At 51.7% G+C, this 22415-nt stretch carries 24 protein-coding genes; 16 read left to right on the top strand and 8 right to left on the bottom strand.

Annotation, left to right across the window (positions count from 1 at the left end):
* Positions 1-92: 92 nt before the first annotated feature.
* Positions 93-857, bottom strand: coding sequence for a phosphodiester glycosidase family protein (locus RTW80_RS13950; RefSeq protein WP_000951162.1), 765 nt, complete (start codon positions 855-857; stop codon positions 93-95).
* Between the two features lie 161 nt (positions 858-1018).
* Here RTW80_RS13950 and ysgD point away from each other — a divergent pair, with 161 nt between their 5' ends.
* Complete coding sequence (gene ysgD, locus RTW80_RS13945) at positions 1019-1075, top strand: protein YsgD (RefSeq protein WP_211180520.1); 57 nt, start codon at positions 1019-1021, stop codon at positions 1073-1075.
* 151 nt (positions 1076-1226) lie between these two features.
* Positions 1227-2177 carry a magnesium/cobalt transporter CorA gene (gene corA / locus RTW80_RS13940; RefSeq protein ID WP_000947159.1) on the top strand — a complete coding sequence of 317 codons (951 nt, stop codon included), beginning with the start codon at positions 1227-1229 and terminating at the stop codon, positions 2175-2177.
* 42 nt (positions 2178-2219) lie between these two features.
* Here the strand turns inward: corA and RTW80_RS13935 are convergent, their stop codons facing one another.
* The 4 genes from RTW80_RS13935 to yigI form a co-directional block, all read right to left on the bottom strand.
* Entirely contained in the window at positions 2220-2600 is a 381-nt protein-coding gene (locus RTW80_RS13935) for a DUF2628 domain-containing protein (protein WP_000032581.1), read from the bottom strand.
* Between the two features lie 13 nt (positions 2601-2613).
* Complete coding sequence (gene yigG / locus RTW80_RS13930; protein WP_000944218.1) at positions 2614-2994, bottom strand: protein YigG; 381 nt, start codon at positions 2992-2994, stop codon at positions 2614-2616.
* Positions 2995-3088: 94 nt separating this feature from the next.
* Positions 3089-3979 (bottom strand): EamA family transporter RarD, encoded by an 891-nt coding sequence (rarD, locus tag RTW80_RS13925; protein ID WP_000339104.1) that lies wholly within the window; start codon positions 3977-3979, stop codon positions 3089-3091.
* 51 nt (positions 3980-4030) lie between these two features.
* Positions 4031-4498 (bottom strand): acyl-CoA thioesterase YigI, encoded by a 468-nt coding sequence (yigI, locus tag RTW80_RS13920; protein WP_001742457.1) that lies wholly within the window; start codon positions 4496-4498, stop codon positions 4031-4033.
* 164 nt (positions 4499-4662) lie between these two features.
* Here yigI and pldA point away from each other — a divergent pair, with 164 nt between their 5' ends.
* The 3 genes from pldA to rhtC all read left to right on the top strand — a co-directional run bounded on the left by pldA (position 4663) and on the right by rhtC (position 8178).
* Positions 4663-5532 (top strand): phospholipase A, encoded by an 870-nt coding sequence (gene pldA, locus RTW80_RS13915; RefSeq protein WP_001259700.1) that lies wholly within the window; start codon positions 4663-4665, stop codon positions 5530-5532.
* A 132-nt stretch (positions 5533-5664) separates the two neighbouring features.
* Complete coding sequence (recQ, locus tag RTW80_RS13910; RefSeq protein ID WP_000035581.1) at positions 5665-7494, top strand: ATP-dependent DNA helicase RecQ; 1830 nt, start codon at positions 5665-5667, stop codon at positions 7492-7494.
* Between the two features lie 63 nt (positions 7495-7557).
* Positions 7558-8178 carry a threonine export protein RhtC gene (gene rhtC / locus RTW80_RS13905; RefSeq protein ID WP_000928821.1) on the top strand — a complete coding sequence of 207 codons (621 nt, stop codon included), beginning with the start codon at positions 7558-7560 and terminating at the stop codon, positions 8176-8178.
* Between the two features lie 61 nt (positions 8179-8239).
* Here the strand turns inward: rhtC and rhtB are convergent, their stop codons facing one another.
* Positions 8240-8860, bottom strand: a complete 621-nt coding sequence (gene rhtB, locus RTW80_RS13900) for a homoserine/homoserine lactone efflux protein (RefSeq protein WP_000171710.1) — start codon at positions 8858-8860, stop codon at positions 8240-8242.
* A gap of 110 nt (positions 8861-8970) precedes the next feature.
* Between rhtB and pldB the strand changes: the two genes are divergently transcribed.
* The 3 genes from pldB (at position 8971) to bioP (ending at position 11776) form a co-directional block, all read left to right on the top strand.
* On the top strand, positions 8971-9993 hold the full coding sequence (gene pldB / locus RTW80_RS13895) for a lysophospholipase L2 (protein ID WP_000487640.1): 1023 nt from the start codon (positions 8971-8973) through the stop codon (positions 9991-9993).
* A gap of 7 nt (positions 9994-10000) precedes the next feature.
* Positions 10001-10801 carry a sugar/pyridoxal phosphate phosphatase YigL gene (gene yigL, locus RTW80_RS13890; protein ID WP_000285362.1) on the top strand — a complete coding sequence of 267 codons (801 nt, stop codon included), beginning with the start codon at positions 10001-10003 and terminating at the stop codon, positions 10799-10801.
* A gap of 75 nt (positions 10802-10876) precedes the next feature.
* Complete coding sequence (bioP, locus tag RTW80_RS13885; protein WP_001196242.1) at positions 10877-11776, top strand: biotin transporter; 900 nt, start codon at positions 10877-10879, stop codon at positions 11774-11776.
* Here the strand turns inward: bioP and metR are convergent.
* Positions 11664-12617: an HTH-type transcriptional regulator MetR gene (gene metR, locus RTW80_RS13880; RefSeq protein WP_000573621.1), complete on the bottom strand. Its 954-nt coding sequence runs from the start codon at positions 12615-12617 to the stop codon at positions 11664-11666. The genes bioP and metR overlap by 113 nt on opposite strands.
* 117 nt (positions 12618-12734) lie before the next feature.
* On the opposite strand from metR, the gene metE reads away from it, so the two are divergent.
* Positions 12735-14996 carry a 5-methyltetrahydropteroyltriglutamate--homocysteine S-methyltransferase gene (metE, locus tag RTW80_RS13875; RefSeq protein ID WP_000153967.1) on the top strand — a complete coding sequence of 754 codons (2262 nt, stop codon included), beginning with the start codon at positions 12735-12737 and terminating at the stop codon, positions 14994-14996.
* Positions 14997-15035: 39 nt separating this feature from the next.
* Here metE and RTW80_RS13870 read toward each other — a convergent pair whose 3' ends face one another.
* Positions 15036-15851, bottom strand: a complete 816-nt coding sequence (locus tag RTW80_RS13870) for a dienelactone hydrolase family protein (RefSeq protein ID WP_001336442.1) — start codon at positions 15849-15851, stop codon at positions 15036-15038.
* A gap of 261 nt (positions 15852-16112) precedes the next feature.
* Here RTW80_RS13870 and udp point away from each other — a divergent pair, with 261 nt between their 5' ends.
* The 7 genes from udp (at position 16113) to tatB (ending at position 22415) form a co-directional block, all read left to right on the top strand.
* Positions 16113-16874 (top strand): uridine phosphorylase, encoded by a 762-nt coding sequence (gene udp / locus RTW80_RS13865; protein WP_000045177.1) that lies wholly within the window; start codon positions 16113-16115, stop codon positions 16872-16874.
* A gap of 140 nt (positions 16875-17014) precedes the next feature.
* Positions 17015-18442, top strand: coding sequence for a DNA recombination protein RmuC (gene rmuC / locus RTW80_RS13860; RefSeq protein ID WP_000347714.1), 1428 nt, complete (start codon positions 17015-17017; stop codon positions 18440-18442).
* A 94-nt stretch (positions 18443-18536) separates the two neighbouring features.
* Positions 18537-19292 carry a bifunctional demethylmenaquinone methyltransferase/2-methoxy-6-polyprenyl-1,4-benzoquinol methylase UbiE gene (gene ubiE / locus RTW80_RS13855; protein WP_000227958.1) on the top strand — a complete coding sequence of 252 codons (756 nt, stop codon included), beginning with the start codon at positions 18537-18539 and terminating at the stop codon, positions 19290-19292.
* Between the two features lie 13 nt (positions 19293-19305).
* Positions 19306-19911: a ubiquinone biosynthesis protein UbiJ gene (gene ubiJ, locus RTW80_RS13850; RefSeq protein WP_001295259.1), complete on the top strand. Its 606-nt coding sequence runs from the start codon at positions 19306-19308 to the stop codon at positions 19909-19911.
* On the top strand, positions 19908-21548 hold the full coding sequence (gene ubiB, locus RTW80_RS13845) for a ubiquinone biosynthesis regulatory protein kinase UbiB (RefSeq protein ID WP_000187530.1): 1641 nt from the start codon (positions 19908-19910) through the stop codon (positions 21546-21548). Before ubiJ ends, ubiB begins: the two co-directional genes overlap by 4 nt.
* A gap of 78 nt (positions 21549-21626) precedes the next feature.
* Complete coding sequence (gene tatA, locus RTW80_RS13840; RefSeq protein WP_001295260.1) at positions 21627-21896, top strand: Sec-independent protein translocase subunit TatA; 270 nt, start codon at positions 21627-21629, stop codon at positions 21894-21896.
* A gap of 3 nt (positions 21897-21899) precedes the next feature.
* Positions 21900-22415, top strand: coding sequence for a Sec-independent protein translocase protein TatB (gene tatB, locus RTW80_RS13835; protein WP_000459594.1), 516 nt, complete (start codon positions 21900-21902; stop codon positions 22413-22415).

The raw sequence follows: 22415 nt of genomic DNA, 5'->3' as shown, positions 1-22415 counted from the left end.
CAATAAATTGCAACGTCATGTAGGCCGGATAGGGCGTTTACGCCGCATCCGGCATCTGCGCCATCTTCAGTATCTGACACAAAACTATCGTTTTAACCTTTCCGCTCGACGGAAATCATGGTGACAAAAGGATAGCGTTGCCACGGGATTGCCCCGCCTTTCATATACATATGTGAAATCGTGCCATCAAGATAAAGCAGCTGCTCAACGTTCAGTTTCGCTTTGGCATAACAGGCAAAATCATAAAAATTTGTTGCCTGCTGGCTCAACAAAAACACGGCGTTCCCATGTTTATTAATCCCAACACCGTTACGAATTTTGCTTGAGGCGACGTTGGGATGAATACGCGGATTAATTACACCGTTTTCCATCAACATTGGCCCTGACTGCACCGCAAACTGAATCTCTTTACTGGTTTTGAAGGCATCCAGACGAACGATGCCGACTTTATCTCCCGCGACATAAAACACGCCGCCAGGACGGATAAAGAAATTCCCTTCACCTGAAGCGAGATTTAACGCCACCTTCTGCTGACCGTTTTCGATGTACAAACCGAGCGGCGCATAGCTTTCATCATAGATGCCGCCGTTCATCGCCATCTGCACCTGACCCTGACTATTCATATCCGCCAGCAGAGCATGTAACGTTCCCCACGCTTCGCCATTGGCTTTTTGCCAGTACATTTTCACCCGCTCTGTTTGAGGATTAACGGTATACGCCTGTACGGTCAGCGTCGGATCTGAGAGTGCGCAATCATCAGCGGCAACAGCAAACAAGGGAAGTAAGGTGAGGGCGAGAAAAATCCGTTTGAGATTCAAGGTGATCATTCCTTTACCAATGAGTAGCCGATGCGCCATTATAGGTCCTGGATGTGGGATTTTTTTATCCTGTTAGCGACCTTGACGAGTACCAAAAAGCGCGAAGTTCAACTATTGTTCTGTGGTGTTCTGTTGCGTGTTGACGGCAAAATTTTGCTGGCGTAACATGCGCGCACGATCACTCTAAGAGGACATTCGCCTTGGACACACCCAGTAGATACTGGCTCACTATCCTGTCATCCAGGATCAACTCCTAAGGCTATCCCTTTTTGCTGATAGCCTTAGCGGTTGTCAGCGACCTCAATTTTTCCCGTCGCGCTGAGTCAGGCTGTTTAATGGTCTGAAACCCAATTTGTTTCTGTGTGCCCACCGAACTGTCCGATATTTTAAGCATTGGGAGTCCCGGTCATGCTGAGCGCATTTCAACTGGAAAATAACCGACTGACCCGGCTGGAAGTCGAAGAGTCACAACCCCTTGTAAATGCAGTATGGATTGATCTTGTCGAACCGGACGACGACGAGCGACTGCGCGTACAATCTGAACTTGGTCAGAGCCTGGCAACCCGCCCGGAACTGGAAGACATCGAAGCATCGGCACGTTTCTTTGAAGACGACGACGGCCTGCATATTCACTCCTTCTTCTTCTTTGAAGATGCGGAAGATCACGCCGGTAACTCCACTGTGGCATTTACCATCCGTGATGGTCGTCTGTTTACTCTGCGTGAGCGTGAACTGCCCGCTTTTCGTCTGTATCGTATGCGTGCCCGTAGCCAGTCGATGGTGGACGGTAACGCCTACGAGCTGCTGCTGGATCTGTTCGAAACCAAAATCGAACAGTTGGCAGATGAAATTGAAAATATCTATAGCGACCTGGAGCAGTTGAGCCGGGTGATTATGGAAGGGCATCAGGGCGATGAGTACGACGAGGCGCTCTCCACTCTGGCGGAACTGGAAGATATCGGCTGGAAAGTGCGCCTGTGTCTGATGGATACCCAGCGTGCGCTCAACTTCCTGGTGCGTAAAGCGCGTTTACCGGGTGGGCAACTGGAGCAGGCGCGTGAAATCCTGCGAGATATCGAATCCCTGCTGCCGCATAACGAATCCCTGTTCCAGAAGGTGAACTTCCTGATGCAGGCGGCAATGGGTTTTATCAACATCGAGCAGAACCGCATCATCAAAATTTTCTCGGTGGTATCCGTCGTGTTCCTGCCGCCAACGCTGGTTGCCTCCAGCTACGGGATGAACTTTGAGTTTATGCCAGAACTGAAGTGGAGTTTCGGCTACCCAGGCGCGATTATCTTTATGATCCTCGCGGGCCTGGCACCGTATCTGTACTTTAAGCGGAAGAACTGGTTGTAAAAAACGAGAGCGGTGGCTTAGTCTGGCTAAGCCACCTGTTATTCAAAGGCTCCAGGTATTTAACCCTTTTACCTCTTTCTCATAGAACCATTTGTTCGTGTTAACAGCAACATAGGCTGCTACGGCAATTCCCAGAATGTTAACGCCAATTAGTGCACCAACAAATAGAGATAGAATACCAAGTAATAGAACTATAATTGCTTTTTTCCATAACCCCAGGACAAATAAATATATCCAGGAACAGAAGAAAGCAATGAAATTCATTTGAATAGTTAAGCGTTGTCTTACTTTTAATGCTTTAAATGCTGCTTTATATTCTGGTGTTGCCCCCCAGAATCCAGGAAAACCATGTTGATCATAAAAATTAAATCGGTATTTCCATTTTTCACTTAATGAACCATCGTTCATATATTCCTTACTCATAAATACTCCATAACTATTGTTTTGATGAATCAGTAGGTGCAAGCATTAGCATACTGAAAGTGGAAAAATAACAAATCAAAAAAATCATCGAACCATTGCCTGAACAGGCAAAATCTTCGGCTATCATTGTGATGATAGAGATGATATATACTGCTAATGTACCAAAAACATAAGTTTTTATATAGATGAAACCACTATCACGGAGTCGCTGGCAATTCATGTTGATGACGAGATAATGGAGTACGATGGTAGAGACTATAACAAGAAAGCCTGCTTCTCCATCGTTAAAAAAGATAATAAGAAAGGCAAAAATGAAATTTATTAAAATAAATGAAAATATATAACGACGTCTGGAAATCTTACCGTTAGATGTTGGGATAAATATACGTAACATAAATTTTACATCCTTGTATGAGTCTCCGGTCAGCATGGCAATATGCCCACTCTCATGCAAGAGTCGGCATATTTTTTCAGAATATATTTATTTTTTATTTGGACGTTCTACGCTGCGTATAAATCGCATCCATCACAAAAATTGCCAGCGCCACCCAAATAAAGGCGAAAGTCACCATCTTATCGGCACCCGGTTTTTCACCATAAAACGTCACAGCCAGCAGGAACATCAGCGTCGGGCCAATGTACTGGAAAAAGCCTAACGTTGAGAGACGCAAGCGCGTGGCAGCGGCGGTAAAACACAACAGCGGTACGGTAGTGACAATACCGGCGGCGATCAGCAGTAAATTCAGCGACATCGGGTTTTGCCCCATATGGCTGGTTGAGCTGTCGGCAATAGCAAACAGGTAAATTGCCGCCACGGGCAGCAGCCACATGGTTTCGATTAACATGCCGGTTTGCGCTTCAACGGCAATCTTCTTGCGTACCAGACCGTAGAAGGCAAAACTAAATGCCAGTCCCAGCGCGATAATAGGTAGCGAACCAAAAGTCCACAGCTGGACTAACACGCCACATATCGCCAGAATCACCGCCAGCCATTGCATCCGGCGGAATCGCTCGCCGAGGAAAATCATCCCCAGCACAATGTTCACCAGCGGGTTAATAAAGTAACCAAGGCTCGCTTCCAGCATATGGTGATTGTTCACCGCCCAGATAAACAGTAGCCAGTTGCCACCAATCAGCACGGCAGAGACTGCCAGCATAAAAATTTTCTGTGGCGTCTGAATCAGCGTTTTTAAATAGGACCACTGGCGGCAAATGCTCATCAGCACCACCATAAAGAAAAACGACCAGATCACGCGATGCGTCAGGATTTCATCGGCGGGCACGTAGTAAATCAACTTGAAGTACGCTGGCGCTATACCCCAAATAAAATAAGCGGCAAGAGCGAGTAATACGCCCTGCCGCGTTTGTTTTGCATCCATCGGGAATACTCATTTTTAATTGGTAACAGCAGTTTACCTGCTTTTATGTCTTCAACCTACCATATAGGTGGCGGTGGCACTGGCAATATAAAGCTGTTCTTCATTGTGTAATTCAACGCGGGCGACGGCGACTTTATTGCCTGAACGCAACAGGCTACTAGTAGCAGTAAAACGCTCGCCCCTGCCTGGGCGCAGATAATCAACGCGAAGATCAATGGTCCCCATCCGCGATAGCCGCTGGCGTAGTTCATCTTCACTGATGGTTTCGTGGCGGGTTAAGGTACTTCCCACGCACACCAGACCGGCGGCGACATCCAGCGCCGACGCAATGACCCCGCCGTGCAAAATGCTTTGCGCCCAGTTGCCCACCATCATTGGCTGATTTTTAAAGGCCAGCTGTGCGAACTCTTTTTCGTAACGCTCCAGTTCCATCCCCAATGCGCGGTTAAATGGCATGTGATAAACAAACATCTCACCCACTAATTTCAGGGCTTGTTCAGCGGTCAGTACGGCAGACATATCATCCTTACACTTCATTGGTTAATGAAATGTTGATTTTATGCTTCTTTGTTGTTGGTTTCTACTTTAGGAAGGGATAACTAACGGCTATGGAGTTAAGTATGTAAAATAGCCCGCAGAAAAATATTCACCTTATCAATAATTCGTTACGGAGAACACGACCGATGCGGACTCTGCAGGGCTGGTTGTTGCCGGTGTTTATGTTGCCTATGGCAGTATATGCACAAGAGGCAACGGTGAAAGAGGTGCATGACGCGCCAGCGGTGCGTGGCAGTATTATCGCCAATATGCTGCAGGAGCATGACAATCCGTTCACGCTCTATCCTTATGACACCAACTACCTCATTTACACCCAAACCAGCGATCTGAATAAAGAAGCGATTGCCAGTTACGACTGGGCGGAAAATGCGCGTAAGGATGAAGTAAAGTTTCAGTTGAGCCTGGCATTTCCGCTGTGGCGTGGGATTTTAGGCCCGAACTCGGTGTTGGGTGCGTCTTATACGCAAAAATCCTGGTGGCAACTGTCCAATAGCGAAGAGTCTTCACCGTTTCGTGAAACCAACTACGAACCGCAATTGTTCCTCGGTTTTGCCACCGATTACCGTTTTGCAGGTTGGACGCTGCGCGATGTGGAGATGGGGTATAACCACGACTCTAACGGGCGTTCCGACCCGACCTCCCGCAGCTGGAACCGCCTTTATACTCGCCTGATGGCAGAAAACGGTAACTGGCTGGTAGAAGTGAAGCCGTGGTATGTGGTGGGTAATACTGACGATAACCCGGATATCACCAAATATATGGGTTACTACCAGCTTAAAATCGGCTATCACCTCGGTGATGCGGTGCTCAGTGCGAAAGGACAGTACAACTGGAACACCGGCTACGGCGGCGCGGAGTTAGGCTTAAGTTACCCGATCACCAAACATGTGCGCCTTTATACTCAGGTTTACAGCGGCTATGGCGAATCGCTCATCGACTATAACTTCAACCAGACCCGTGTCGGTGTGGGGGTTATGCTAAACGATTTGTTTTGATGAACGGTTGAGTGGTTGGCAAATCTGGAACCCAGCATCCAGGATTACCCTCTCAGAGACTAAAAGCATTGCAGTTTCTCGCGCAGGCGCTGAAAATAGCGCCTGTTTTTATTTCAGGCAATCGGGGTGAATGTGGCGCAGGCGGAAGTGTTGAATCTGGAGTCCGGAGCTAAACAGGTTTTACAAGAAACCTTTGGCTACCAACAGTTTCGCCCCGGCCAGGAAGAAATTATCGACACTGTGCTTTCCGGTCGCGATTGCCTGGTCGTCATGCCCACCGGTGGCGGAAAATCCCTTTGCTATCAAATTCCTGCCTTATTGCTAAACGGCCTTACCGTGGTTGTTTCACCGCTGATTTCGTTGATGAAAGATCAGGTGGATCAACTGCAAGCCAACGGCGTGGCGGCGGCGTGCCTTAACTCGACGCAAACCCGCGAACAGCAACTTGAAGTGATGACAGGCTGCCGCACCGGGCAAATTCGCTTACTGTATATCGCCCCGGAACGCCTGATGCTGGATAACTTTCTTGAGCATCTGGCGCACTGGAATCCGGTGTTATTAGCCGTCGATGAAGCGCACTGTATCTCCCAATGGGGCCACGATTTCCGCCCGGAATATGCCGCGCTCGGTCAGTTGCGCCAGCGGTTCCCGACGCTGCCGTTTATGGCGCTGACCGCCACAGCCGACGACACCACGCGCCAGGATATCGTGCGCCTGCTGGGGCTGAACGATCCGCTGATTCAAATCAGCAGTTTTGACCGTCCGAATATTCGCTACATGCTGATGGAGAAGTTCAAACCGCTCGATCAGTTGATGCGCTACGTGCAGGAACAGCGCGGTAAGTCAGGCATTATCTACTGCAACAGCCGCGCGAAAGTAGAAGACACCGCTGCGCGCCTGCAAAGCAAGGGAATTAGCGCGGCGGCCTATCATGCCGGGCTGGAAAATAATGTTCGCGCCGATGTGCAGGAAAAATTCCAGCGCGATGACCTGCAAATTGTGGTGGCGACGGTGGCGTTCGGCATGGGCATCAATAAACCAAACGTTCGCTTCGTGGTCCACTTTGATATTCCGCGCAATATCGAATCCTATTATCAGGAAACCGGACGCGCCGGGCGTGATGGCCTGCCCGCGGAAGCGATGCTGTTTTACGATCCGGCTGATATGGCGTGGCTGCGCCGTTGTCTGGAAGAGAAGCCGCAGGGGCAGTTGCAGGATATCGAGCGCCACAAACTCAATGCGATGGGCGCGTTTGCCGAAGCGCAAACTTGCCGTCGTCTGGTATTGCTGAACTATTTTGGCGAAGGGCGTCAGGAGCCGTGCGGGAACTGCGATATCTGCCTCGATCCGCCGAAACAGTACGACGGTTCAACCGATGCTCAGATTGCCCTTTCCACCATTGGTCGTGTGAATCAGCGGTTTGGGATGGGTTATGTGGTGGAAGTGATTCGTGGTGCTAATAACCAGCGTATCCGCGACTATGGTCATGACAAACTGAAAGTCTATGGCATGGGCCGTGATAAAAGCCATGAACATTGGGTGAGCGTGATCCGCCAGCTGATTCACCTCGGCCTGGTGACGCAAAATATTGCCCAGCATTCTGCCCTACAACTGACAGAGGCCGCGCGCCCGGTGCTGCGCGGCGAATCCTCTTTGCAACTTGCCGTGCCGCGTATCGTGGCGCTCAAACCGAAAGCGATGCAGAAATCGTTCGGCGGCAACTATGATCGCAAACTGTTCGCCAAATTACGCAAACTGCGTAAATCGATTGCCGATGAAAGCAATGTCCCGCCGTACGTGGTGTTTAACGACGCAACCTTGATTGAGATGGCTGAACAGATGCCGATCACCGCCAGCGAAATGCTCAGCGTTAACGGCGTTGGGATGCGCAAGCTGGAACGCTTTGGTAAACCGTTTATGGCGCTTATCCGCGCGCATGTTGACGGCGACGACGAAGAGTAGTCAGCGGCATAAAAAAGTGCCAGGATGAAGACTCCGTAAACGTTTCCCCCGCGAGTCAAATGTATGTTGATGTTATTTCTCACCGTCGCCATGGTGCATATTGTGGCGCTTATGAGCCCCGGTCCCGATTTCTTTTTTGTCTCTCAGACCGCTGTCAGTCGTTCCCGTAAAGAAGCGATGATGGGCGTGCTGGGCATTACCTGCGGTGTAATGGTTTGGGCTGGGATTGCGTTGCTTGGCCTGCATTTGATTATCGAAAAAATGGCCTGGCTGCATACGCTGATTATGGTTGGCGGTGGCCTGTATCTCTGCTGGATGGGTTACCAGATGCTACGCGGTGCACTGAAAAAAGAGGCTGTATCTGCGCCTGCACCACAGATTGAGCTGGCGAAAAGCGGGCGCAGTTTTCTGAAAGGTTTACTGACCAATCTCGCTAATCCGAAAGCGATTATCTACTTTGGCTCGGTGTTCTCATTGTTTGTCGGTGATAACGTTGGCACTACCGCGCGCTGGGGCATTTTTGCGCTGATCATTGTCGAAACACTGGCGTGGTTTACCGTCGTTGCCAGCCTGTTTGCCCTGCCGCAAATGCGCCGTGGTTATCAACGTCTGGCGAAGTGGATTGATGGTTTTGCCGGGGCGTTATTTGCCGGATTTGGCATTCATTTGATTATTTCGCGGTGATGCCAGACGCGTCTTCAGAGTAAGTCGGATAAGGCGTTTACGCCGCATCCGACATTATTTTTCACGCATGCCTCGCCGATGCTAACAGCGCTCCCACCAGCATAAACAACGAGCCGAAAATCTTATTCAGCGCCTTCATCTGCTTTGGTCCTTTAATCCATAGAGCAATCCGTTGAGCAAGGGTGGCGTAACCGATCATCACAATAATATCGACTACAATAGTGGTGACGCCGAGCACGATATACTGCATCAGTTGCGGCTGCTGTGGCATGATGAATTGCGGAAATAGCGCCGCCAGAAACACAATACTTTTGGGATTGGTGAGATTCACAAAAACTGCGCGCTGGAACAAATGTCGACGCGATTGAGTAGAGGCCAGCGATTTAAGGTCAATTGCACCAGCGGCGCGCCACTGCTGGATTCCCAGCCAAATCAAGTAAGCCGCGCCTGCCCACTTCAACACTTCAAACGCAATCACTGAGCGGGAAAATAGCGTCCCCAACCCCACGCCAACCAGCACAATATGAATCGCCAGTCCGGTCTGAAGCCCAGCAATAGACGCCACCGCGCCGCGATAACCGTGGTTGAGCGAGGTGGTCATAGTGTTGATTGCACCAGAGCCTGGCGACAGGCTTAAAATGATCGATGTCAGCAGGTAGGCAAACCACCATTCTAAGGTCATGATGAACTCCCGGTGTGTCTATTTTTGTGCCACAATACGCTACTGTCGCAGCGTTGTGTCAGGCACGCTAAAAAAAACGATTTTACGTGGTTTAAGAGGCAGATTACCCGATGTTTCAGCAGCAAAAAGACTGGGAAACAAGAGAAAACGCGTTTGCTGCTTTTACCCTGGGACCGCTGACTGATTTCTGGCGTCAGCGTGATGAAGCAGAGTTTACTGGTGTGGATGACATTCCGGTGCGCTTTGTCCGTTTTCGCGCACAGCACCATGACCGGGTGGTAGTCATCTGCCCGGGGCGTATTGAGAGCTACGTAAAATATGCGGAACTGGCCTACGACCTGTTCCATTTGGGGTTTGATGTCTTAATCATCGACCATCGCGGGCAGGGACGTTCCGGTCGCCTGTTAGCCGATCCGCATCTCGGGCATGTTAATCGCTTTAATGATTATGTTGATGATCTGGCGGCATTCTGGCAGCAGGAGGTTCAGCCCGGTCCGTGGCGTAAACGCTATATACTGGCACATTCGATGGGCGGTGCGATCTCCACATTATTTCTGCAACGCCATCCAGGTGTATGTGACGCCATTGCGCTAACTGCGCCAATGTTTGGGATCGTGATTCGTATGCCGTCATTTATGGCACGGCAGATCCTCAACTGGGCCGAAGCGCATCCACGTTTCCGTGATGGCTATGCAATAGGCACCGGGCGCTGGCGCGCGTTGCCGTTTGCTATCAACGTACTGACCCACAGCAGACAGCGATATCGACGTAACTTACGCTTCTATGCTGATGACCCAACGATTCGCGTCGGTGGGCCGACCTACCATTGGGTACGCGAAAGTATTCTGGCTGGCGAACAGGTGTTAGCCGGTGCGGGTGATGACGCCACGCCAACGCTTCTCTTGCAGGCTGAAGAGGAACGCGTGGTGGATAACCGCATGCATGACCGTTTTTGTGAACTCCGCACCGCCGCGGGCCATCCTGTCGAAGGAGGACGGCCGTTGGTAATTAAAGGTGCTTACCATGAGATCCTTTTTGAAAAGGACGCAATGCGCTCAGTCGCACTCCACGCCATCGTTGATTTTTTCAACAGGCATAACTCACCCAGCGGAAACCGCTCTACAGAGGTTTAAATTTCTTATGTACCAGGTTGTTGCGTCTGATTTAGATGGCACGTTACTTTCTCCCGACCATACGTTATCCCCTTACGCCAAAGAAACTCTGAAGCTGCTCACCGCGCGCGGCATCAACTTTGTGTTTGCGACCGGTCGTCACCACGTTGATGTGGGGCAAATTCGCGATAATCTGGAGATTAAGTCTTACATGATTACCTCCAATGGTGCGCGCGTTCACGATCTGGATGGTAATCTGATTTTTGCTCATAACCTGGATCGCGACATTGCCAGCGATCTGTTTGGCGTAGTCAACGACAATCCGGACATCATTACTAACGTTTATCGCGACGACGAATGGTTTATGAATCGCCATCGCCCGGAAGAGATGCGCTTTTTTAAAGAAGCGGTGTTCCAATATGCGCTGTATGAGCCTGGATTACTGGAGCCGGAAGGCGTCAGCAAAGTGTTCTTCACCTGCGATTCCCATGAACAACTGCTGCCGCTGGAGCAGGCGATTAACGCTCGTTGGGGCGATCGCGTCAACGTCAGTTTCTCTACCTTAACCTGTCTGGAAGTGATGGCGGGCGGCGTTTCAAAAGGCCATGCGCTGGAAGCGGTGGCGAAGAAACTGGGCTACAGCCTGAAGGATTGTATTGCGTTTGGTGACGGGATGAACGACGCCGAAATGCTGTCGATGGCGGGGAAAGGCTGCATTATGGGCAGTGCGCACCAGCGTCTGAAAGACCTTCATCCCGAGCTGGAAGTGATTGGTACTAATGCCGACGACGCGGTGCCGCATTATCTGCGTAAACTCTATTTATCGTAATCGTTCTTTATTTGGTCAGTTGTCAACCTGATACTTCGCTACAATGGATACCCGTTAATCAAAGAGTTTTCCATTGTGGCGCTACTTATCATCACCACGATTCTGTGGGCCTTCTCCTTTAGCTTTTATGGCGAGTACCTTGCGGGGCACGTCGATAGCTATTTTGCGGTGCTGGTGCGCGTTGGCCTGGCGGCACTCGTTTTTCTGCCGTTTCTGCGTACCCGTGGCAATAGCCTGAAAACAGTCGGCCTGTATATGCTGGTGGGCGCGATGCAGCTCGGCGTGATGTATATGCTGAGTTTCCGCGCTTATCTCTACCTGACGGTTTCCGAACTGCTGCTGTTCACCGTACTGACGCCGCTCTACATCACGCTGATTTATGACATCATGAGTAAGCGCCGTCTGCGCTGGGGATATGCTTTTAGTGCCTTGTTGGCGGTGATTGGTGCCGGGATTATTCGCTATGATCAGGTCACCGACCATTTCTGGACTGGCTTGTTGCTGGTGCAACTCTCCAATATCACTTTTGCCATCGGCATGGTGGGTTACAAACGCCTGATGGAAACTCGCCCGATGCCGCAGCATAACGCCTTTGCGTGGTTCTATCTTGGCGCGTTCCTGGTGGCGGTAATTGCATGGTTCTTGCTGGGAAATACGCAGAAAATGCCGCAAACCACGTTGCAATGGGGCATTCTGGTGTTTCTTGGCGTGGTGGCTTCCGGGATTGGCTACTTTATGTGGAACTACGGCGCGACGCAGGTGGACGCCGGAACGCTGGGCATTATGAATAATATGCACGTTCCGGCAGGGCTGCTGGTAAACCTGGCTATCTGGCACCAACAGCCGCACTGGCCAACGTTCATTACAGGCGCGCTGGTGATCCTGGCCTCACTGTGGGTGCATCGTAAGTGGGTCGCTCCGCGCTCTTCACAAACGGCAGATGATCGCAGGCGTGATTGCGCGCTGAGCGAATAAACGCTTCCGTAACTGGCTGACGCTGCTCTCCATCGCGCACGGCGGCGTACAGTCGGCTCCACAAGCCTTCGCCCAGGGTTTTGGTCACCACCAGACCCTGGCGCTCAAAACTCTCTACTACCCAATGCGGTAGCGCGGCAATACCCATCCGTGCGGCAACCATCTGAATCAACAATAAGGTGTTATCGACGCTTTTCAGTGACGGGCTGACGCCTGCCGGCTGAAGAAAATGCCGCCAGACATCCAGTCGACTACGCTGTACCGGATAAATCAACAGCGTCTCGCTGGCGAGATCTTCCGGTGTAATTCGCGTTTTCGCCGCCAGTGGATGGTCAGGTGCTAACACCAGACGCACTTCATAGTCGAACATCGGCGAATAATGCAGGCCACTGCGCGGCAGGATATCGGAGGTCATCACCAGATCCAGCTCGCCCTGTTGCAACGCGGGCTGCGGGTCAAACGTCACGCCCGATTTAAAATCCATCTCTACCTGCGGCCAGTTCTTATGGAAATTTTCTAACGCGGGCGTCAGCCACTGAATACAGCTATGGCACTCAATGGCAATGCGCAGACGCGTCTGCTGCGGTTCATTGCAGGCTTGCAGTGCCTGGCTGATTTGCGGCAGCACCTGGTTTGCCAGTTGCAACAGGATTTCTCCCTGCGGTGTAAAGCGTAGCGGCTGGCTCTTACGCACAAATAGCCGGAAGCCAAGGCGTTGTTCCAGATCGCTAAACTGGTGAGACAGGGCGGATTGCGTCTGATGCAACGTCGCCGCAGCGGCTGCGAGAGAGCCGCAGTTCCGCAACGCTTGTAGCGTTTTCAGGTGTTTTACTTCGATCATGAAAGTCCTTCACTTCGGCATGAATAATTTGCGCTTGAGGAATATACAGTAACCGCCAATTATGGATGTGTAAACATCTGGACGGCTAAATACTAAAAATTCCATAAGGGGCATATAATGACAATTCTTAATCACACCCTCGGTTTCCCTCGCGTTGGCCTGCGTCGCGAGCTGAAAAAAGCGCAAGAAAGTTATTGGGCGGGGAACTCCACGCGTGAAGAACTGCTGACAGTAGGGCGTGAACTGCGTGCTCGTCACTGGGATCAACAAAAGCAAGCGGGTATCGACCTGCTGCCGGTGGGCGATTTTGCCTGGTACGATCATGTACTGACCACCAGTTTGCTGCTGGGTAATGTTCCGCCACGTCATCAGAACAAAGACGGTTCGGTAGATATCGACACCCTGTTCCGTATTGGTCGTGGACGTGCGCCGACTGGCGAACCTGCGGCGGCAGCGGAAATGACCAAATGGTTTAACACCAACTATCACTACATGGTGCCGGAGTTCGTTAAAGGCCAACAGTTCAAACTGACCTGGACGCAGCTGCTGGAGGAAGTGGACGAGGCGCTGGCGCTGGGCCACAACGTTAAGCCTGTGCTGCTGGGGCCGGTTACTTACCTGTGGCTGGGGAAAGTGAAAGGTGAACAGTTTGACCGCCTTAGCCTGCTGAACGACATTCTGCCGGTTTATCAGCAAGTGCTGGCAGAACTGGCGAAACGCGGCATCGAGTGGGTACAGATTGATGAACCCGCGCTGGTACTGGAACTACCACAGGCGTGGCTGGACGCATACAAACCCGCTTACGACGCGCTCCAGGGACAGGTGAAACTGCTGCTGACCACCTATTTTGAAGGCGTAACGCCAAATCTCGACACGATTACTGCGCTGCCTGTTCAGGGTCTGCATGTTGACCTCGTACATGGTAAAGATGACGTTGCTGAACTGCACAAGCGCCTGCCTTCTGACTGGTTGCTGTCTGCGGGTCTGATCAATGGTCGTAACGTCTGGCGCGCCGATCTTACCGAGAAATATGCGCAAATTAAGGACATTGTCGGCAAACGTGATTTGTGGGTGGCATCTTCCTGCTCGTTGCTGCACAGCCCCATCGACCTGAGCGTGGAAACGCGTCTTGATGCAGAAGTGAAAAGCTGGTTTGCCTTCGCCCTACAAAAATGCCATGAACTGGCACTGCTGCGCGATGCGCTGAACAGTGGTGACACGGCAGCTCTGGCAGAGTGGAGCGCCCCGATTCAGGCACGTCGTCACTCTACCCGCGTACATAATCCGGCGGTAGAAAAGCGTCTGGCGGCGATCACCGCCCAGGACAGCCAGCGTGCGAATGTCTATGAAGTGCGTGCTGAAGCCCAGCGTGCGCGTTTTAAACTGCCAGCGTGGCCGACCACCACGATTGGTTCCTTCCCGCAAACCACGGAAATTCGTACCCTGCGTCTGGATTTCAAAAAGGGCAATCTCGACGCCAACAACTACCGCACGGGCATTGCGGAACATATCAAGCAGGCCATTGTTGAGCAGGAACGTTTGGGACTGGATGTGCTGGTACATGGCGAGGCCGAGCGTAATGACATGGTGGAATACTTTGGCGAGCACCTCGACGGATTTGTCTTTACGCAAAACGGTTGGGTACAGAGCTACGGTTCCCGCTGCGTGAAGCCACCGATTGTCATTGGTGACATTAGCCGCCCGGCACCGATTACCGTGGAGTGGGCGAAGTATGCGCAATCGCTGACCGACAAACCGGTGAAAGGGATGCTGACGGGGCCGGTGACCATACTCTGCTGGTCGTTCCCGCGTGAAGATGTCAGCCGTGAAACCATCGCCAAACAGATTGCGCTGGCGCTGCGTGATGAAGTGGCCGATCTGGAAGCCGCTGGAATTGGCATCATCCAGATTGACGAACCGGCGCTGCGCGAAGGTTTACCGCTGCGTCGTAGCGACTGGGATGCGTATCTCCAGTGGGGCGTAGAGGCCTTCCGTATCAACGCCGCCGTGGCGAAAGATGACACACAAATCCACACTCACATGTGTTATTGCGAGTTCAACGACATCATGGATTCGATTGCGGCGCTGGACGCAGACGTCATCACCATCGAAACCTCGCGTTCCGACATGGAGTTGCTGGAGTCGTTTGAAGAGTTTGATTATCCAAATGAAATCGGTCCTGGCGTCTATGACATTCACTCGCCAAACGTACCGAGCGTGGAATGGATTGAAGCCTTGCTGAAGAAAGCGGCAAAACGCATTCCGGCAGAGCGCCTGTGGGTCAACCCGGACTGTGGCCTGAAAACGCGCGGCTGGCCAGAAACCCGCGCGGCACTGGCGAACATGGTGCAGGCGGCGCAGAACTTGCGTCGGGGGTAAAATCCAAACCGGGTGGTAATACCACCCGGTCTTTTCTCATTACAGCGACTTCTTCCCACCATACTGCTTAAACCATTCCAGCATACGCTGCCAGCCATCTTCTGCAGATGCGGCATGATAGCTCGGGCGATAATCAGCGTTGAATGCATGCCCGGCGTCCGGGTACACGATAATCTCTGCTTTCGCATTAGCAGCCCGCAGCGCCTGGCGCATGGTTTCAACGCTCTCCTGCGGAATGCTGTTATCCTGACCACCATATAAGCCGAGAATCGGCGCGTTAAGATCGGTTGCGATATCAACAGGTTGTTTCGGTGAATTCAGCGACTTGTCGCCCGTCAGTTTGCCGTACCACGCCACTGCGGCTTTTAGCTGTGGATTATGCGCGGCATACAGCCAGGTGATACGTCCACCCCAGCAGAATCCGGTGATCATTAAACGATGAACATCGCCGCCGTTGCGGGAAGCCCAACTGGCGACATGATCGAGATCGGCCAGCACCTGCGAGTCAGGCACTTTTGCTACCAGACCGCTAAGCAACGTGGGGATATCGGCAAAATCATTCGGATCGCCTTCGCGGAAGTAAAGTTCAGGTGCGATAGCCAGATACCCCTCCAGCGCCAGACGGCGACAAATGTCGCGGATATGTTCATGCACGCCAAAAATTTCCTGCACTACAATGACCACTGGCAGTGGGCCATCGCTTTGCTTTGGTCTGGCATGGTAAGCAGGCATGTTATCCCCTTGTGAAGGGATAGAGGTGAAGCCCGCCACAATCGCGTCGTCCGGGGTCTGAACGATGGTCGAAGCGAGAGGCGATGCAGCAGGTGCAAATCCAGATTGTTGTGTTGTTGCCATGGTATTCTCCGTACCCTTATAAAAATGTTGCGCAATGTTAACTATAGTCAGCATGCAACAAATCACATTGCCTGAATCGGCTCATCTTTTATGCAGTCCTGCAGAATGAAGGGTGATTTATGTGATTTGCATCACTTTTGGTGGGTAAATTTATGCAACGCATTTGCGTCATGGTGATGAGTATCACGAAAAAATGTTAAACCCTTCGGTAAAGTGTCTTTTTGCTTCTTCTGACTAAACCGATTCACAGAGGAGTTGTATATGTCCAAGTCTGATGTTTTTCATCTCGGCCTCACTAAAAACGATTTACAAGGGGCTACGCTTGCCATCGTCCCTGGCGACCCGGATCGTGTGGAAAAGATCGCCGCGCTGATGGATAAGCCGGTTAAGCTGGCATCTCACCGCGAATTCACTACCTGGCGTGCAGAGCTGGATGGTAAACCTGTTATCGTCTGCTCTACCGGTATCGGCGGCCCGTCTACCTCTATTGCTGTTGAAGAGCTGGCACAGCTGGGCATTCGCACCTTCCTGCGTATCGGTACAACGGGCGCTATTCAGCCGCATATTAATGTGGGTGATGTCCTGGTTACCACGGCGTCTGTCCGTCTGGATGGCGCGAGCCTGCACTTCGCACCGCTGGAATTCCCGGCTGTCGCTGATTTCGAATGTACGACTGCGCTGGTTGAAGCTGCGAAATCCATTGGCGCGACAACTCACGTTGGCGTGACAGCTTCTTCTGATACCTTCTACCCAGGTCAGGAACGTTACGATACTTACTCTGGTCGCGTAGTTCGTCACTTTAAAGGTTCTATGGAAGAGTGGCAGGCGATGGGCGTAATGAACTATGAAATGGAATCTGCAACCCTGCTGACCATGTGTGCAAGTCAGGGCCTGCGTGCCGGTATGGTAGCGGGTGTTATCGTTAACCGCACCCAGCAAGAGATCCCGAATGCTGAGACGATGAAACAAACCGAAAGCCATGCGGTGAAAATCGTGGTGGAAGCGGCGCGTCGTCTGCTGTAATTCTCTTCTCCTGTCTGAAGGCCGACGCGTTCGGCCTTTTGTATTTTTGCGTAGCGCCTCGCAGGAAATGCCTTTCCAACTGGACGTTTGTACAGCACAATTCTATTTTGTGCGGGTAAGTTGTTGCGTCAGGAGGCGTTGTGGATTTCTCAATCATGGTTTACGCAGTTATTGCGTTGGTGGGTGTGGCAATTGGCTGGCTGTTTGCCAGTTATCAACATGCGCAGCAAAAAGCCGAGCAATTAGCTGAACGTGAAGAGATGGTCGCGGAGTTAAGCGCGGCAAAACAACAAATTACCCAAAGCGAGCACTGGCGTGCAGAGTGCGAGTTACTCAATAACGAAGTGCGCAGCCTGCAAAGTATTAACACCTCTCTGGAGGCCGATCTGCGTGAAGTAACCACGCGGATGGAAGCCGCACAGCAACATGCTGACGATAAAATTCGCCAGATGATTAACAGCGAGCAGCGCCTCAGTGAGCAGTTTGAAAACCTCGCCAACCGTATTTTTGAGCACAGCAATCGCCGGGTTGATGAGCAAAACCGTCAGAGTCTGAACAGCCTGTTGTCGCCGCTACGTGAACAACTGGACGGTTTCCGCCGTCAGGTTCAGGACAGCTTCGGTAAAGAAGCACAAGAACGCCATACCCTGACCCACGAAATTCGCAATCTCCAGCAACTCAACGCGCAAATGGCCCAGGAAGCGATCAACCTGACGCGCGCGCTGAAAGGCGACAATAAAACCCAGGGCAACTGGGGCGAGGTAGTATTGACGCGGGTGCTGGAGGCTTCCGGTCTGCGTGAAGGGTATGAATATGAAACCCAGGTCAGCATCGAAAATGACGCCCGCTCGCGGATGCAGCCGGATGTCATCGTGCGCCTGCCGCAGGGAAAAGATGTGGTGATCGACGCCAAAATGACGCTGGTCGCCTATGAACGCTATTTTAACGCCGAAGACGACTACACCCGCGAAAGCGCGCTACAGGAACATATCGCGTCGGTGCGTAACCATATCCGTTTGCTGGGACGCAAAGATTATCAACAGCTGCCGGGGCTGCGAACTCTGGATTACGTGCTGATGTTTATTCCCGTTGAACCCGCTTTTTTACTGGCGCTTGACCGCCAGCCGGAGCTGATCACCGAAGCGTTGAAAAACAACATCATGCTGGTTAGCCCGACTACGCTGCTGGTGGCGCTGCGCACTATCGCCAACCTGTGGCGTTATGAGCATCAAAGCCGCAACGCCCAGCAAATCGCCGATCGTGCCAGCAAGCTGTACGACAAGATGCGTTTGTTCATCGATGACATGTCCGCGATTGGTCAAAGTCTCGACAAAGCGCAGGATAATTATCGGCAGGCAATGAAAAAACTCTCTTCAGGGCGCGGAAATGTGCTGGCGCAGGCAGAAGCGTTTCGCGGTTTAGGAGTAGAAATTAAACGCGAGATTAATCCGGATTTGGCTGAACAGGCGGTGAGCCAGGATGAAGAGTATCGACTTCGGTCGGTTCCGGAGCAGCCGAATGATGAAGCTTATCAACGCGATGATGAATATAATCAGCAGTCGCGCTAGCCCATTGGGAGTAGTTAAGCCGGGTAGAAATCTAGGGCATCGACGCCCAATCTGTTACACTTCTGGAACAATTTTTTGATGAGCAGGCATTGAGATGGTGGATAAGTCACAAGAAACGACGCACTTTGGTTTTCAGACCGTCGCGAAGGAACAAAAAGCGGATATGGTCGCCCACGTTTTCCATTCCGTGGCATCAAAATACGATGTCATGAATGATTTGATGTCATTTGGTATTCATCGTTTGTGGAAGCGATTCACGATTGATTGCAGCGGCGTACGCCGTGGGCAGACCGTGCTGGATCTGGCTGGTGGCACCGGCGACCTGACAGCGAAATTCTCCCGCCTGGTCGGAGAAACTGGCAAAGTGGTCCTTGCTGATATCAATGAATCCATGCTCAAAATGGGCCGCGAGAAGCTGCGTAATATCGGTGTGATTGGCAACGTTGAGTATGTTCAGGCGAACGCTGAGGCGCTGCCGTTCCCGGATAACACCTTTGATTGCATCACCATTTCGTTTGGTCTGCGTAACGTCACCGACAAAGATAAAGCACTGCGTTCAATGTATCGCGTGCTGAAACCCGGCGGCCGCCTGCTGGTGCTTGAGTTCTCGAAGCCAATTATCGAGCCGCTGAGCAAAGCCTATGATGCATACTCCTTCCATGTGCTGCCGCGTATTGGCTCACTGGTCGCGAACGACGCCGACAGCTACCGTTATCTGGCAGAATCCATCCGTATGCATCCCGATCAGGATACCCTGAAAGCCATGATGCAGGATGCCGGATTCGAAAGTGTCGACTACTACAATCTGACGGCAGGGGTTGTGGCGCTGCATCGTGGTTATAAGTTCTGATAGGAGACCGGAAATGCCTTTTAAACCTTTAGTGACGGCAGGAATTGAAAGTCTGCTCAACACCTTCCTGTATCGCTCACCCGCGCTGAAAACGGCCCGCTCGCGTCTGCTGGGTAAAGTATTGCGCGTGGAGGTAAAAGGCTTTTCGACGTCATTGATTCTGGTGTTCAGCGAACGCCAGGTTGATGTACTGGGCGAATGGGCAGGCGATGCTGACTGCACCGTTATCGCCTACGCCAGTGTGTTGCCGAAACTTCGCGATCGCCAGCAGCTTACCGCACTGATTCGCAGTGGTGAGCTGGAAGTGCAGGGCGATATTCAGGTGGTGCAAAACTTCGTTGCGCTGGCAGATCTGGCAGAGTTCGACCCTGCGGAACTGCTGGCCCCTTATACCGGTGATATCGCCGCTGAAGGAATCAGCAAAGCCATGCGCGGAGGCGCAAAGTTCCTGCATCACGGCATTAAGCGCCAGCAACGTTATGTGGCGGAAGCCATTACTGAAGAGTGGCGTATGGCACCCGGTCCGCTTGAAGTGGCCTGGTTTGCGGAAGAGACGGCTGCCGTCGAGCGTGCTGTTGATGCCCTGACCAAACGGCTGGAAAAACTGGAGGCTAAATGACGCCAGGTGAAGTACGGCGCCTATATTTCATCATTCGCACTTTTTTAAGCTACGGACTTGATGAACTGATCCCCAAAATGCGTATCACCCTGCCGCTACGGCTATGGCGATACTCATTATTCTGGATGCCAAATCGGCATAAAGACAAACTTTTAGGTGAGCGACTACGACTGGCCCTGCAAGAACTGGGGCCGGTTTGGATCAAGTTCGGGCAAATGTTATCAACCCGCCGCGATCTTTTTCCACCGCATATTGCCGATCAGCTGGCGTTATTGCAGGACAAAGTTGCTCCGTTTGATGGCAAGCTGGCGAAGCAGCAGATTGAAGCTGCAATGGGCGGCTTGCCGGTAGAAGCGTGGTTTGACGATTTTGAAATCAAGCCGCTGGCTTCTGCTTCTATCGCCCAGGTTCATACCGCGCGATTGAAATCGAATGGTAAAGAGGTGGTGATTAAAGTCATCCGCCCGGATATTTTGCCGGTTATTAAAGCGGATCTGAAACTTATCTACCGTCTGGCTCGCTGGGTGCCGCGTTTGCTGCCGGATGGTCGCCGTCTGCGCCCAACCGAAGTGGTGCGCGAGTACGAAAAGACATTGATTGATGAACTGAATTTGCTGCGGGAATCTGCCAACGCCATTCAGCTTCGGCGCAATTTTGAAGACAGCCCGATGCTCTACATCCCGGAAGTTTACCCTGACTATTGTAGTGAAGGGATGATGGTGATGGAGCGCATTTACGGCATTCCGGTGTCTGATGTTGCGGCGCTGGAGAAAAACGGCACTAACATGAAATTGCTGGCGGAACGCGGCGTGCAGGTGTTCTTCACTCAGGTCTTTCGCGACAGCTTTTTCCATGCCGATATGCACCCTGGCAACATCTTCGTAAGCTATGAACACCCGGAAAACCCGAAATATATCGGCATTGATTGCGGGATTGTTGGCTCGCTAAACAAAGAAGATAAACGCTATCTGGCAGAAAACTTTATCGCCTTCTTTAATCGCGACTATCGCAAAGTGGCAGAGCTACACGTCGATTCTGGCTGGGTGCCACCAGATACCAACGTTGAAGAGTTCGAATTTGCCATTCGTACGGTCTGTGAACCTATCTTTGAGAAACCGCTGGCCGAAATTTCGTTTGGACATGTACTGTTAAATCTGTTTAATACGGCGCGTCGCTTCAATATGGAAGTGCAGCCGCAACTGGTGTTACTCCAGAAAACCCTGCTCTACGTCGAAGGGGTAGGACGCCAGCTTTATCCGCAACTCGATTTATGGAAAACGGCGAAGCCTTTCCTGGAGTCGTGGATTAAAGATCAGGTCGGTATTCCTGCGCTGGTGAGAGCATTTAAAGAAAAAGCGCCGTTCTGGGTCGAAAAAATGCCAGAACTGCCTGAATTGGTTTACGACAGTTTGCGCCAGGGCAAGTATTTACAGCACAGTGTTGATAAGATTGCCCGCGAGCTTCAGTCAAATCATGTACGTCAGGGACAATCGCGTTATTTTCTCGGAATTGGCGCTACGTTAGTATTAAGTGGCACATTCTTGTTGGTCAGCCGACCTGAATGGGGGCTGATGCCCGGCTGGTTAATGGCAGGTGGTCTGATCGCCTGGTTTGTCGGTTGGCGCAAAACACGCTGATTTTTTCATCGCTCAAGGCGGGCCGTGTAACGTATAATGCGGCTTTGTTTAATCATCATCTACCACAGAGGAACATGTATGGGTGGTATCAGTATTTGGCAGTTATTGATTATTGCCGTCATCGTTGTACTGCTTTTTGGCACCAAAAAGCTCGGCTCCATCGGTTCCGATCTTGGTGCGTCGATCAAAGGCTTTAAAAAAGCAATGAGCGATGATGAACCAAAGCAGGATAAAACCAGTCAGGATGCTGATTTTACTGCGAAAACTATCGCCGATAAGCAGGCGGATACGAATCAGGAACAGGCTAAAACAGAAGACGCGAAGCGCCACGATAAAGAGCAGGTGTAATCCGTGTTTGATATCGGTTTTAGCGAACTGCTATTGGTGTTCATCATCGGCCTCGTCGTTCTGGGGCCGCAACGACTGCCTGTGGCGGTAAAAACGGTAGCGGGCTGGATTCGCGCGTTGCGTTCACTGGCGACAACGGTGCAGAACGAACTGACCCAGGAGTTAAAACTCCAGGAGTTTCAGGACAGTCTGAAAAAGGTTGAAAAGGCGAGCCTCACTAACCTGACGCCCGAACTGAAAGCGTCGATGGATGAACTACGCCAGGCCGCGGAGTCGATGAAGCGTTCCTACGTTGCAAACGATCCTGAAAAGGCGAGCGATGAAGCGCACACCATCCATAACCCGGTGGTGAAAGATAATGAAGCTGCGCATGAGGGCGTAACGCCTGCCGCTGCACAAACGCAGGCCAGTTCGCCGGAACAGAAGCCAGAAACCACGCCAGAGCCGGTGGTAAAACCTGCTGCGGACGCTGAACCGAAAACCGCTGCACCTTCCCCTTCGTCGAGTGATAAACCGTAA

The organism is Escherichia sp. AM3, assembly GCF_032029835.1.
GTDB classification, from domain to species: Bacteria; Pseudomonadota; Gammaproteobacteria; order Enterobacterales; family Enterobacteriaceae; genus Escherichia; species Escherichia coli.
The sequence above is the reverse complement of the archived record's forward strand: the minus strand, read 5'-3'. Positions and strand labels throughout refer to the sequence as shown.